This window comes from Streptacidiphilus alkalitolerans (genome assembly GCF_042511045.1).
GTDB classification, from domain to species: Bacteria; Actinomycetota; Actinomycetes; order Streptomycetales; family Streptomycetaceae; genus Streptacidiphilus; species Streptacidiphilus alkalitolerans.
On sequence record NZ_JBHEZX010000002.1, the window covers coordinates 99,431 to 112,263 of the forward strand.

13 protein-coding genes are annotated in these 12,833 nt (G+C 70.2%); 10 read left to right on the forward strand and 3 right to left on the reverse strand.

Annotated features, from left to right (window positions below):
- The first annotated feature begins 125 nt into the window (after window positions 1-125).
- The 10 genes from ACEZDG_RS04270 (at window position 126) to ACEZDG_RS04315 (ending at window position 8,963) form a co-directional block, all read left to right on the forward strand.
- Entirely contained in the window at window positions 126-251 is a 126-nt protein-coding gene (locus ACEZDG_RS04270) for a hypothetical protein (RefSeq protein ID WP_380502424.1), read from the forward strand.
- Window positions 252-930: 679 nt separating this feature from the next.
- Window positions 931-1,125: a hypothetical protein gene (locus tag ACEZDG_RS04275; protein WP_380502427.1), complete on the forward strand. Its 195-nt coding sequence runs from the start codon at window positions 931-933 to the stop codon at window positions 1,123-1,125.
- 611 nt (window positions 1,126-1,736) lie between these two features.
- Window positions 1,737-2,663, forward strand: a complete 927-nt coding sequence (locus ACEZDG_RS04280; RefSeq protein WP_380502430.1) for an ABC transporter ATP-binding protein — start codon at window positions 1,737-1,739, stop codon at window positions 2,661-2,663.
- Window positions 2,660-3,487 (forward strand): ABC transporter permease, encoded by an 828-nt coding sequence (locus ACEZDG_RS04285; RefSeq protein WP_380502433.1) that lies wholly within the window; start codon window positions 2,660-2,662, stop codon window positions 3,485-3,487. The genes ACEZDG_RS04280 and ACEZDG_RS04285 overlap by 4 nt, the downstream gene beginning before the upstream one ends.
- Before the next feature lie 16 nt (window positions 3,488-3,503).
- Entirely contained in the window at window positions 3,504-4,670 is a 1,167-nt protein-coding gene (locus ACEZDG_RS04290) for a sensor histidine kinase (protein ID WP_380502436.1), read from the forward strand.
- The gene (locus ACEZDG_RS04295) at window positions 4,667-5,332 is read left to right on the forward strand and encodes a response regulator (protein ID WP_380502439.1); all 666 of its coding nucleotides are present in this window, start codon (window positions 4,667-4,669) and stop codon (window positions 5,330-5,332) included. The genes ACEZDG_RS04290 and ACEZDG_RS04295 overlap by 4 nt, the downstream gene beginning before the upstream one ends.
- A gap of 96 nt (window positions 5,333-5,428) precedes the next feature.
- Entirely contained in the window at window positions 5,429-6,097 is a 669-nt protein-coding gene (locus ACEZDG_RS04300; protein ID WP_380502442.1) for a VC0807 family protein, read from the forward strand.
- Window positions 6,098-6,171: 74 nt separating this feature from the next.
- A complete protein-coding gene (locus ACEZDG_RS04305; protein WP_380502445.1) occupies window positions 6,172-6,633 on the forward strand; it encodes a hypothetical protein in 462 nt (153 codons plus the stop codon).
- 78 nt (window positions 6,634-6,711) lie between these two features.
- Window positions 6,712-6,972 carry a hypothetical protein gene (locus ACEZDG_RS04310; RefSeq protein ID WP_380502448.1) on the forward strand — a complete coding sequence of 87 codons (261 nt, stop codon included), beginning with the start codon at window positions 6,712-6,714 and terminating at the stop codon, window positions 6,970-6,972.
- A gap of 308 nt (window positions 6,973-7,280) precedes the next feature.
- Window positions 7,281-8,963 carry a PP2C family protein-serine/threonine phosphatase gene (locus ACEZDG_RS04315; RefSeq protein WP_380502451.1) on the forward strand — a complete coding sequence of 561 codons (1,683 nt, stop codon included), beginning with the start codon at window positions 7,281-7,283 and terminating at the stop codon, window positions 8,961-8,963.
- Window positions 8,964-8,985: 22 nt separating this feature from the next.
- Here the strand turns inward: ACEZDG_RS04315 and ACEZDG_RS04320 are convergent, their stop codons facing one another.
- The 3 genes from ACEZDG_RS04320 to ACEZDG_RS04330 form a co-directional block, all read right to left on the reverse strand.
- Entirely contained in the window at window positions 8,986-9,423 is a 438-nt protein-coding gene (locus ACEZDG_RS04320; RefSeq protein ID WP_380502454.1) for an ATP-binding protein, read from the reverse strand.
- 495 nt (window positions 9,424-9,918) lie between these two features.
- Complete coding sequence (locus tag ACEZDG_RS04325) at window positions 9,919-10,950, reverse strand: phage baseplate protein (protein WP_380502457.1); 1,032 nt, start codon at window positions 10,948-10,950, stop codon at window positions 9,919-9,921.
- Between the two features lie 787 nt (window positions 10,951-11,737).
- Window positions 11,738-12,775 carry an SCO2583/SCO2584 N-terminal domain-containing protein gene (locus ACEZDG_RS04330; protein ID WP_380502460.1) on the reverse strand — a complete coding sequence of 346 codons (1,038 nt, stop codon included), beginning with the start codon at window positions 12,773-12,775 and terminating at the stop codon, window positions 11,738-11,740.
- Window positions 12,776-12,833 lie beyond the last annotated feature (58 nt).

A 12,833-nucleotide genomic window follows, 5' to 3' on the forward strand; every position in this document is an offset into this window, starting at 1 on the left:
CCACGGTCGTTGCTCAGAGCAGCATCCGTGATGCCGTAGTTGCCTGGCCCCCTCGTGCGCCAAGCGTGCACCACCCCCGCCGCGCGCCCTTCCTTCGCTCCGGCTCGCGCTGGAACGCTGGCCGTATGCGTCGACTGACCGTCCACCAACGGGCCACGATCTTCGCCATCGGCGGAGTCGTGATCTTCTTCGGTGTACTGCTTCTGCTGTTCTTCTTCGTGCTGCCGCAGAGCAGCCCCGGGCAGGGGTGACTGCCTCACATGCCCGTGTACTCGGGTGACTTGTCAGCCACACTGGCCTCGAGAATCTCGTGCAACGACTCCCCGGATCCTCAGCAGCGAGGCAGCCGGAGCCGTCTGGAGCGACGTCGACCACGACGGCTCGCCCCTGGCGTTCGCCGCTCCCGTCGATGCTGCGGCCAGGGCGACGATCGGCTGAACCCGTTTCGGCCCCGCACCGGTACGGTCCGGGCGGGGGCCGCGGCGCGTCAGGTCCTCCGATCAGCCGAAGATCGAGGGCAGGAACAGCAACGCCGCGGCGACGAATAGCAGTGCGACGGGCTGCCCGATCGGGATGAACGACGACATGATGCCTCCAAGGGTCAAGTGCCTTCCTTCAGCCTGGTGGGGACTGGTGCCAGCCGGCACGCCCGGCGCAGCCGAACGGGGGTGCTCTCCGGATGCCAGGACGCCTTCGGGGGGGGTCTTCCGCGGCACCGCGGCACTCAACTCCCCCGGCCGCGCGGCGCAGCGCCTTCCAGACAGGGTGCCGCAGGTTCCCGCCGCCCACTGATGGACTGCAGGTGCACACCCCACCAGCAGTACTCAAGATGGCGGGTGGAGCGTCCAACCACCGCAAGAGGCCGCCCTTACGCCCCCCAGGGCGGGCCGGCTCCCGCGGATCAGCGCCAGCACGACCAGCACCGACCCCGTGAACGACGCCAATCTCGACGGCCTGTCCCGCCCCGGTCAGCGGCCGACCAGCGACCGGACCCACTCGATCAGCCACCACACGCCGCAGGCACTGCCCGCGCTCAGCCCGATCAGCCCCAGGAAGACCACGCTGTCCGGGAAGGTCCCGGTCCCGGCGTCGGCCTTCGTGGCCGGCTCTCCCGTATCCCGGTAAACCACACCGGTACCCCAACAGCCATCGCAACCCGGTTCGGACCCACCAGTCCGCACCCCGGTACCGGCACACTGCGGACACCCCGCTACGAGTCTTTTCGTGCGCTTCACTGTGGCTGCCCCCGTTCCCCCGAGCCCTACCCGGTTCACAATCCTCCCACTCTGCCCGCCAACTCTCCGGCCAGAGCGTCATCATGGCCCTGCGGCCGTGACCGGGCCACAACCATCCCCTGGTACCCGCCGCCGGTACTCAGGCGCCGAACGGCATCCAGCTCCGGCACCCGTCCCCACCAGCGGCGGGGCTGCGGTGCGCCGGGTCCCAACTGCTTTGGCGCTTGTCCCGCATGCCGGGTGCTTGACCTGCCGTCAACGGCGCCCGGTGGGTCACCCAAGCCCTGCGCCGCGGCGGCCACCAGGCCGCCCGCTGCACCGCCCAGCCGTCCAGCCGCCCGGCGGTTGATGGCCGAGCTCGGCTTCGAGGGGCCCTTTCGGGTCTGGGGGTCCTCCGAGTGGATGACCCCGGGGTTCTGAAGACACCTCGGGCGGAGGACTCGGGCAGGAGGCCGGGCTTCCTAGGCTGAAGCGGTAGTCAGCACATCTTTTGGAGGACGCGTGATCCAGGCCGAGGGTCTGACCAAACGCTATGGCGACAAGGTGGCCGTGGACGGGTTGACGTTCACCGTCAAGCCGGGTGTCATCACCGGCTTCCTGGGCCCCAACGGCGCCGGCAAGTCCACGACGATGCGGATGATCATGGGGCTGGACGCCCCGACGTCCGGCTCGGTCACCGTGAACGGCAAGCCGTTCTCCGACCACCGCCGCCCGCTCGCCGAGGTCGGTGCGCTGCTGGAGGCCAGGGCCGTGCACACCGGCCGCTCGGCGCGCAACCACCTGCTGGCGATGGCGGCCACGGCGGGAATCTCGGCCAAGCGGGTCGACGAGGTGATCGGCATGGTCGGGCTCGGTGATGTGGCCGACCGTCGTGCGGGCGCGTTCTCGCTGGGGATGGGTCAACGGCTGGGCATCGCCTCGGCGCTGCTGGCGGACCCGCAGACGCTGATCCTCGACGAGCCGGTCAACGGCCTGGACCCGGACGGGGTGCGGTGGATCCGGAACCTGCTCAAGGGCCTGGCCGACGAGGGCCGGACGGTGTTCCTGTCCTCGCACCTGATGAGCGAGATGGCGCTGACGGCCGACCACATCATCCTGGTGGGCAAGGGCAGGTTGCTGCGGGACCAGTCGATGGCGGACTTCATCGCCGGGGCGTCCGCCGACGTCGTCACGGTCCGCTCGCCCCAGACCGCCCAGCTCGCCGGACTGCTGGCCGGTCCCGAGGTGACCGTGCGCGACGTCGCGGACCAGACGCTGGAGGTCGAGGGCCTGACCAGCGACCACATCGGCAGGACCGCCGCGGCAGCCGGAATCGTCCTCCTGGAGCTCTCCCCGCACGCTGCTTCCCTGGAAGAGGCCTACATGGCGCTGACCGACGACTCGGTCGACTACCGCTCCACCGTCGAGTTCACCGAGGACGCCGCATGACCACCACCATTACCGGGTCTACGACCGCAGTGCAAGGTGCCATGGCCCGCGTCGACAGCCAGCCGGTCTCCCTCGGGCGGGCGGTGAAGTCCGAGTGGATCAAGTGGTGCAGCCTGCGCTCGACCTGGGCGGTCCTGGGCGCGGCCGTGGTCGGCATGCTGGCCGTCGGCCTGATCATCGGGTTCAACACCCGCCATCTGACCGGGAACCAGGACGCCAACGACCTGGCGTCCTCGGCGCCGCTGCAGGGCTTCTTCCTGGGCCAGTTGCTGATCGGCGCTCTGGGCGTGCTGTTCGTGTCCAGCGAGTTCAGCACCGGCATGATCCGGTCGACCTTCGCCGCCGTCCCCAGGCGCCAGCCGGTGCTCTGGGCCAAGCTGGCGGTCTTCTTCGTCATCACGGCGGTGGTGATGACGATAGCCACCGTCGTCACCTTCCTGGTCTCGCAAGCCGTGATCAGCCAGTCCCGTCCGGGATTCTCGCTTTCCGACCCCGGGGTGTGGCGGTATGTCCTGGGCACCAGCCTGTACATGGTCCTGGCCGGGGTCATCGGCGGGATGATCGCCTGGATGGTGCGCTCGACCCCCGGCTCACTGGTCAGCTTCTTCGCCCTGATCTTCGTCGTCCCCCAGCTGTTCAGCCTGTTCGGCTCCACTGGCAAGCACATCGCGCAGCTCTTCCCCTCCCAGGCGGGTGAGGCGTTCACCGTCGCCCAACCTGAGGCACCGCACCTGTCCCCGGGGGCCGGCGTGCTCGTCCTGTGCGCCTGGGCTGTGGCCGCGATCGTCGCGGCCTCGATCACCCTGCGCCGCCGCGACGCCTGAGTGGGACGCTGAAGCCATGCCCGCCGACCGCAGCACAGCCCTGCCAGCAGTACGTCCGCTTCTTCCGGACGTGCTGCTGGCCTGTGCTGTCGCCCTGGTAGCGGCGCTGGCCGACCTCTACGGCCCCGACCACCGCACCGCCTTCGCCCCGTACTGGGACATCGCGCTTGCCGCGCCCCTGGCCCTGCGCCGCCGCGCCCCGGCGACCGCCGCCGCCCTGGTCGCCGCGATCTGCTTCGCCACCTGGCTGACCGGCGTCATCGCCGTCGCCGCAGCCCCGGCCGTGCTGATCATGCTGTACTCCCTCGGCGCCTGGGAACGACGCCGCTGGCTGCTCGCCCTGGCCCTGGTGGTGGCCGAGAGCGGCGTCATCATGGCCGTCGCACGATGGACCCCGCACGGTCGCCAGTGGCTGACCGCCCTGATGGCCACCGGCACCGTCACCGCCGCCCTCGTGATCGGCCTGTACGTCCGCACCCGGCGGGCCTACCTGGCTTCGATGATCGAGCGCGCCGAGACCGCCGAACGCGACCGCGACCACCAGGCCCGGATCGCGGTCGCCGAGGAGCGCACCCGGATGGCACGCGAGATGCACGACGTCATCGCCCACAGCCTGGCCGTCATGATCACCCTCAACGACGCCGTCGCCGCCACCGCACCCGAAGGCCCGATCCGCGAGACCGTGACCCAGGCCTCGGAAGTCGGACGCCAGGCGCTGAGCGAGATGCAACGCATCCTCGGCGTCCTGCGCGGCGCCGGACCGGCGGATCTCATGCCCCAACCGGGCGTCGAGCAACTGACGGACCTGGTCGCCATCGCCCGCTCGGCCGGCCTGACCGTGGAACTGTCAATCTCCGGCGAACCGGGCCACCTGGCGCCGACCACCCAGCTCACGATCTACCGCATCGTCCAGGAGAGCCTGACCAACGTGCTCAAACACAGCCGCAACGTCCGCCGCGTCACCGTCACCCTCATCCACCGCGAGAACCGGGTCCGGATCCAGGTCACCAACGACGGCGAACCCGCCACCACGGCAAACGCTTCCGCAGCCGGTCACGGACTCGCCGGCATGCGCGAACGCACCACCCTCTACCAGGGACGGTTCCAGGCCGGCCCGACCCGCGGCGGAGGCTGGGAAGTCCTCGCCGACCTCGCCGTGACCGACCCGGCCACTGCCGCATGATCCGGGTACTGCTGGCCGACGACCAGGACCTGCTGCGCCGCGGCTTCAAGATGATCATCGACGCCCAGTCCGACATGGAAGCGGTCGCAGAGGCGGCCAACGGCGCCCAGGCGATCACCCAGGCGGCGGCGCTGCGCCCGGACGTCGTCCTGATGGACGTCCGCATGCCCGGGACGAACGGGATCGAGGCCACCCGCCACATCGCCGCCCACCTGCCCGACGTCAAGGTGCTCATCCTGACCACCTTCGACGTGGACGAGTACGCCTTCGCCGGCCTTCAAGCCGGAGCCAGCGGCTTCCTGCTCAAGAACGCCCGGACCGAGGAACTCATCGCCGGCATCCGCACGGTAGCCGCGGGTGAGGCGATCCTGGCCCCCAGTACGACCCGCCGCCTCCTCGACACCTACGCCTCGACCTTCCACGCCACCGGCTCCGGCGCCTCTCCGACGGATGTCCTGGCGCCGCTGACCCAGCGCGAGCGGCAGGTGTTCACAGAAATGGCATCGGGGCGCACCAACCAGGAGATCGCGGACCGCCTGGTCCTGTCGGAAACCACCGTCAAGACGCACGTCGCCCGCGTCCTGGCCAAACTGCGGCTGCGCGACCGGATCCAGGCGGTCATCTTCGCCTACGAGAACGGAGTGGTCCCACCGAGCCGCTGACGGGTCCGCGCACAACGACGCGACGCAGGGCCGGGGGAGGACCAGTGCGACGCGTCGCTACAGTGGTGACACGGCAGCCGAAGGGGGCGGACCGTGATGCCTGCGGGAGGAGCGCGCCGGGCGCTGGTGCTGCTGGTCGACGTGGCGCTACCGCTCGCCGCGTACTACGGTCTGAGGGCCCTCGGTGTGGGCAGCAGGCCGGCGCTGATCGCTTCGGCGCTGGTGCCGGTGGTGAGTGCGGCGGTGCAGTTCGGCCGTCGGCGGCACCTGGACCCGATGGCGGCCTTCGTGACCGCGGTGATGCTGCTGGGCCTGGTCGCCTCGCTGGTCAGCGGGAGCACCAGGGTCATCCTGGCCAGGGACGGCTGGGTGACGGCTCTGGCAGGGGTGTGGTTCCTGGGATCGGTGCGGGCGCGGCGGCCGCTGGTCTTCGAGGGCGCGCGCCCCCTGCTGGAGGGCCGGTTCCGCTCCGACGGCACCTCGTGGGACGTGCTGTGGGAGCGTTCGCCGCAGTTCCGGCGGATCTGGCGGGTGTCCACCGTGATCTGGGCCGCGGCGATGGTGGCGGACGGAGCGGTACGGGTGGTGGCGGCCTACACGCTGCCGGTGGACGAGGTGCCGCTGCTGAACGCCCTGCTGTGGCCGGTCACACTGGTCCTGCTGCAGGTTGTCAACGGGGTGTACTACGAGATCGCGGGGCTCTGGCGGATCACCCGCCCGCCGCCGCAGACCGGCTGGCGGTGCGTCGGAGTACCCGGGTCCTGAGCACCCAGGTCGCCGATGGGCACACCGCTTGGCTCGACGGTCGGCCTGAGCCAGCCCCAACGGCGTTAACGGGCTTGCTCGGCCTGCAGACGGTGATCCAGCAGGCCGCACCCGCGGACCGGCCGCTGCTGGCCAAGGGGCTGGGCAGCCTCGGGGACCCGATCGAGAACGCCATCGCCGGCCTGGTCCAGAAGCAGGCCCTCGCGGTGGTCCCCAGCTCCTGGTTCCACACCTTCTGGAACGACGCCAACCGGCGCGTCCACGCCACCATGGTCAAGGCCCTGACCGGGCAGGGCGGCGGCGCGGTCCGGCTCACCGACGACTCCGTGGTGGTCGACCTGGCCCCGGTGATCGACCAGGTCAAGCAGCGACTGGACTCCGGACTGACCGTGGCGTCGAAGGTCCCCGGGGTGCACACCAGCTTCACCGTCCTGGACGCCCAGCACATCGGGGCGGCGAAGACCGGCTTCCGACTGCTGCAGATCCTCGGCAACTGGCTGGCCGTCCTCACCGCCCTCCTGGCCGCCGCCGTGTGACCGGCCCGGCGCAGGCACCGGGCACTGGTCACCGCAGCGGCCGTCTTCGACCAACTCGTTCACTTCCTGCGCACGGCCGTGCGCTCGGTGGCGGTCCTCGGCATCGCCGTCGCCCTGGGCACCTGGATCAGCGGCCCGGGACGGCACGCGGCCCAGGTCCGCTCCCTGTGGTCCTCCGGAATCGACGCCACCCGCCACTCGGCCCGGTCCAGCGGGATGCGGCTCGGCCCGGTCGGCCGAGCCGTCCTGCTCGCCGTCACCGTCCTGCAGTTCCTGGACGAGGACAGCCGCCCGCAGGCCAGCCCGCAGGACACCGCCGCGACCGACGCCGACCGCTGACCCCGGTCGCGGGGCGGGTCGTCACAACGCTGGACCTCGACGTCGGCGCACGCAGGCGCCTGCCCCCGCTGCCGTATCCGCACCTCCCCGCGGGGAGCGCCGCCCGGCAGGAGGACGGCAATGACAAATCCCTGGGCGGGGACGGGGTAGAGGTCGTGTTGTGATGCAGCGGCCCTTGTGGGCCATGGGTTGGAAGGGTGGGAAAGCAGATGGGCGTGGAAGGCATGACCGATGCCGTGGCACCCGGCCCCTTGCGGGCCTCGGGTCTGGGCGCGGCCCCGGATGAGGACATGGAGCGCTTCGCCCGTTTGACCACACGCCTGCTGGACGTCCCGGTCGCTCTCATAGCGTTGCGGGAAGGAGAGAACGTGGTGTTCCCGGCCATTGCCGGTCCGGCGACCTGGCTCGGCCACGGTGCCCCGCAGGACTCACCCTCCGTCCAGGTGCTGGTCCGGCAGGTGGTGGCCGCAGCCGCCCCGGTCCTGATCGACGACACTCGCACGAGCGAGCCATCCGCAGGAACGGTGGCAGCCTTCGCCGGCCTGCCGCTGACCGACGACCAGGACGCCACCCTGGGCGTGCTCTGCGCGATCGACACGACCTCACACCCCTGGACTCCCCAGCAGTACGAGAACCTGGCCGATCTGGCGGCGGCGTGCTCGGCCGAGCTGCGGCTGCGGATCGCTTCCCAACGCGCCACCGGCGCCCAGCACCGCGCCCAGTCCCAGACCCACCAGGTGCGCCAGGACCTCACCAGCGCCGAACTGCTGCTGCGCGCCGCGGAAGAGCTGACCGGCAGCGCCACGGTGGACCAGGTGCACGGCCGGGTGCGGAGCCTGGTCAGCGGCGCCCTCAAGCCCTCCTACATCGGCCTGCTGCTCCTGGAGGGCGACGAGCTGCTCCGCCTGCCCGACCTGGACGCTGTCCTTCCACCGGAATCGGTCGAGCGCATGGACCGCGGTGCCGGTTTCGCCGCCGCGCGGGCGCTGCGGGAGCGCCGCATGGTCGCTGTCCCGGACCGGGCCCACCTGGTTCGGCACTACGGTCCCGCGCCGGTGGCGGCGTTCGACTCGCTGGGGATCGCCTCCGCGGTCTGCCTGCCGATGGTCGCCGCGCGCGGCCCGGTCGGCGTCCTGGTCCTGGGCTGGGACACCGACCACACGGTAGGTCTGGACGAGGCGGCCGTGCTGACCACGATCGCCGGCTACGCGGCCCAGGCGGTGGAGCGCGCGGTCTTCCTCGACGCCCGCGTCCACGTCGCCCACCAGCTCCAGCGGGCCATGCTCACCGAGCTGCCCACCGTGCCCGGCATGGACCTCGCCGCCCTGTACCGCCCCGCCTCCGCCGACGACATGGTCGGCGGCGACTGGTACGACGCCTTTCCCGTCCCCCACCCCCACGGCACCCGCGCCCCCGGCCTGGCCGTCACCGTCGGCGACATCACCGGCCACGACATCCACGCCGCCACCCTGATGGGACAGGTCCGCAGCATGCTGCGCCAGGCCGTCCTGATCAAGAACGGCGACGGCCCCGCCTCCGCGCTGGCCTCCCTGGAGTACGCCTGCCGCGTCCTGCCCCTGCCCGCCTCCGGAACCCTGGTCCACGCCCACCTCCACCACGAGAACGACCAGTGGAGCATGACCTGGACCAACGCCGGACATCCCCCACCTCTCCTGCTGCACCCCGACGGACACGTCAGTCGACTGAACGACCACGGTCCCCTGCTTCACCACACCCTGGCCGCGGTCGAACGCGACGACCACGCGGTCGTGCTCGAACCGGGGTCGACCCTGCTGCTCTACACCGACGGGTTGATCGAACGCGCCGGGCACGACCTGGACACGGCCATCGACCACACCGCCGCGCTGCTGGCCGCCGGCGCGTCCACACCGCTGCCGGCCCTGCTGGAGGAAATCGCGGACCAGGTCGCCGACGAGCACGCCGGGGACGACACCGTCCTGCTCGCCCTGCGCATCCCCGCCGCCCGCTGACCGGTCCTACACGGCGGTCGAGCTAGGCGCCGGATCCGCTTGCCCCGGAGGGGACGATGGCGAGCCGCGCGGTGATCGTCTTGCCTTCGCCGGGGTGGGACTGGACGTCGACGGCCTGGCTCAGTTGACGCAGGAGTGTCCAGCCGAACCCTCCGCCTCCCGCACGCAGGTCCGGGGCGCGGGGCGCCGGCAGGGTGGGTGCGGTGTCGGAGACGGCGATGATCAGCGCCCGCTGGGTCAGATTCAGGGACAGGGCGCAAGGACCCGGGGCATGACGGACCGCGTTGGCGACGAGTTCACTGACCAGCAGCAACGCATCGGCACAGGCTTGTGCGGAAATGGGCAGTGGGCAGGTGCCCAGGAAGCCGCGGGTGCGATCGCGCGCCATGCTGACGGTTCCGGCGGCCCCGTCCAGGAACCACGTGCCGTCGCCGAGGGACTCCTCGGGATCCTCGGACATGAACGACACCCCACGGCTAGAGCGAGCTGACTGATTTCATCCGCCTACCCCCAATTTGGCCGGTGAGCAGCCTACGCAGGCTTCAATGGTCTCCGAGGCTGACCGGTTGGGAGGAACTGCGCGACTGTGCCCGGTACCGGGCCGCGCGAGGACCGCTCCGGGAGTCAGGCCTCGTACAGATCCGAACGTCCACCCATCGGCGCTGTCCAGGCCGTGGAGAAAGAGGAGGTGCCCCGGGGCTGTGGTCCCGGGGCACCGCTGTGTACGACCGGGGGGGATGGCGTACACGATGACCGTCTATCCGGTCCACGCCGGAATACACCCGCGATTTCCGGCGGGGCCGCCTTCACCGGGTGACGAGCCGGACCCCCACCGGCACCCCCGCCGGCCCTGCCACAGCGAAGATGGAGGAACCGCGAGGGTGATCAGGCCGGACACGTACCCCGGAGCGCGGAATGAAGGACTGCCACGTCCATCGGCAGTCTCCCGTGCGCGTCAGGAGGGTTGGACGAGCCCGGTCTTGCCGTAGATGGTCGCCCGGCGGGCGCCGGCCGGGCCGGAGGCGAACCCGAGGCCGATGCTGAACACACCGGGCTGGGAGAGGTCCGGAATGTAGACCCCCAGACCTTCGGGTTCGCGGTAGTCCAGCGTGTAGGCAGCAGCGGTGTAGCAGGGGTTGACGTTCTGGTTGAAGGTGGACGGCGGGGCAGGGGCGAAGGCGCCTGTGGTGAGGTCCACGCAGCTGATGAACGTGTTGCCGACGCTGGGCTGGGATATCACGACGTCCTGGCCGCCGATCGACTCGGTCGTCCCGTAGGCGTTGCCGTGCAGCATGTAGAGGTACTGGCCGACGACGGCGTAGCCCTGCAGAAACGGGTGGCCGTAGGTGGTGAGGGGCCACCCGGGGACTGCGGTGATGTCCGGCTCGCTGATGGTCGCGAGCGGCTCGCTCCAGATGTTGAGACGCGCCAGGTCGAGATCGTGCACCTGGTACTTCATGATGCCGTCCGTGTCGCGGTACCGGATGCCGAGTCGACCGTAGACCGGGTCGACGGTGGCGGTGTTGATCGTGGAGCCCGGGGCGGGTGTGTAGGTGGCGAGGGAGGAGGAGGTGGAGTCGAGCACCTTGCCGCTGACGAACGGGAAGCGGGCCAGGCGGGTGCCGCGACTGGTGCCGTCACTCAGCGGAACGGCGTCGACCTCCGTCCAGAGATAGGCCGAACCGCCGACCGGTTCGACGCCCATGTTCATGCCGTGACCGAAGCCGCGCAGGTACATGTAGCCGAGAACATTGCCGGACATGTCCCATTTGGTTATGGTCAGGTCGCCGTTCAGGTTGCGGTCCGCACTGCTCACGGGGGCGGACTCGCCCGAGAGTTGCAGGCCCGCCTGCGTCACCTGCGCAAGGTAGATGTTCTTGTTGGCGTTGTCGTAGCCGAACGACTGGATGATGGTGGTGTCCCTGGTGGCCTTCTCACGTATCCAGTTGTCTGACGAACTGTTCAGGTCGAGTCGAGGGGAGGGCACCAACAGGGCGGAGCCCGGTGCGGGAGAACTGGCGGCTGACGCCGTCCCCGCACTGAGAGGTACAGCCGCGGCGGCAATTGCACTCGCGCCGGTCAATGCGAGCAGGGAGCGGCGGCTGGGGCGGAGAAGCCCGTCGTATGTCATGGCGCCCAATTAAAGCGACAGAACCGGTTACGCTCAACCCTCACTAAGAGAATCCGTCCTCTTTCCGGGCCTTATGCGCGGTATTTCCAGTTGGCGCCCAGGTCTCGATCAGGATGAACCTGTCCTCTTCACCGGTGCGGAGCAGCGAGACATCGCTTCCACCTCACGCGCGGACATCCGCACGGCCACGGTGACGTCAAATTCCGCTCCATTGATAAATCCTGGGACCAGCCGCCGAGCTCTTCAAATTTCTCCAGGATATGTCGGCAGGTATCCCCTTCGCCCACATACGGAGGTCGACCTCAAGGCCGGTGGAGATAAAGATTGAACAAAAGATCCTCCAGCCTCTTGCTCTCCTCGTCGAGGTCGCTGACAGCCTCTTCCATTTCCCCGGCGACCACCCAGGTTCTCTCAGGGCAGGCATGTCGTCGTCGATGGCCTTGGGCCGGCCGGCCTGGCCGGACACGACACGGTCCTGCCGTCCAGGTCCAACCAGCAGCCGGTCTTCCGCCGGGACCGTCCACGCCGAGCCGGCGGGCGGTCAACTCCCTTACTCCGGCACCTTCAGCACGGCGACAGGGCCGACTACGGGACAGAGCCCTTCACGTACAGGCCCGCCGAGCCGTCGCGGGCGGCCTGAGGGTTACTGGGGAAGCTGGTTGGTGCCGCTGAGTACGTCACCCTGGAGCGGGGAACCCGTTGCGCGCCGGAGCGCGCCGATCGCCGGGTCGGCGATGGAGACGGTGAGCGTGTACGGTGCCGGTCCGGTGATGGTGTTCGTCGAGTCGATCGGCGGGCTGAGGCGCTGCTGGACACCGAGTGCATCGATGCCCGGGCAGAGCGCCTGGGCAGGAAGCGTGACCTCAGCGGTCGCGCCGTCCGAAGATCCGATGCTGATCTTCCCTTGCGGGGTGCGCGCCGTGCCGTCGCCGAGCTTTGCCGGCAGGCCGTAGGCGCCGCCGACAAGCCCGTCGGGGCCCTCGATCTCCACTGCCACCCCCTGCGGACCCAGCGGCAGGGACAGGTCCAGCGACCGGCTAGCGCCCGGTCCGAACAGGAGGTCGATGGTGAAGTGCCCGGGTTCCCCGGCATCCTGGGAAAACCCGTAGGACCCGAGGGTGAGTTCCGGTCCCGGCGGCGCAGTGTCGGAGGGCCCGGAGGCCGAGGAAGCGGCGACTGTACCTGCGGGCGCAGCGGTATCGGTCCCGGTGAAGTGGTGGAATCCCTGCTTGCCGCACTCACTGCCGTCGGAGGTCCCGCCGCCGCTCAGCGCGACGTCCGTCGACGGACGCGGTGATCCCGCCGCATGCGCGGGCAGGACGTCCCGCGGGGAGCCGCCGGAGGAGAATGGGCCGCCGCCCGGAACGGTGCCGATGACGACGAGCGCGACAGCGACGGCGATGGCGATCACCACCCCTGTGCCGAGTCTGGACGCGAGCCTGGCCCGCTTCGTGCGCCGACGGGTCGGGCCGGGGTCGTCGCGAGACCAGCGGCGGCCGCCCGGATCCACCGGCCGCTCCATCCGCCAGCGTGCGGTGAGCATCCGGGTGCGTGCCGTCGGTTCCTTGATTCCGGCCCCGCGAACGAAGTCCTCGTCAAGAACGAGTCCGGCGAACGGGTCAGCTCCCGTCGGTTCCGGCTCGTCGGAGGCGCACGGGTCAGAGTTCTCGGCTATCGGCACCGCGTCATTATGCCGGGCCGCCCCGACACTCCGATCAACGAGGTACCGCGCAGCCACA

Coding starts and splice junctions, on each gene's coding strand:
- ACEZDG_RS04270 (WP_380502424.1), top strand. CDS start 126: ATGCGTCGACTGACCGTCCACCAACGGGCCACGATCTTCGCCATCGGC.
- ACEZDG_RS04285 (WP_380502433.1), top strand. CDS start 2,660: ATGACCACCACCATTACCGGGTCTACGACCGCAGTGCAAGGTGCCATG.
- ACEZDG_RS04290 (WP_380502436.1), top strand. CDS start 3,504: ATGCCCGCCGACCGCAGCACAGCCCTGCCAGCAGTACGTCCGCTTCTT.
- ACEZDG_RS04295 (WP_380502439.1), top strand. CDS start 4,667: ATGATCCGGGTACTGCTGGCCGACGACCAGGACCTGCTGCGCCGCGGC.
- ACEZDG_RS04300 (WP_380502442.1), top strand. CDS start 5,429: ATGCCTGCGGGAGGAGCGCGCCGGGCGCTGGTGCTGCTGGTCGACGTG.
- ACEZDG_RS04320 (WP_380502454.1), bottom strand. CDS start 9,423: ATGTCCGAGGATCCCGAGGAGTCCCTCGGCGACGGCACGTGGTTCCTG.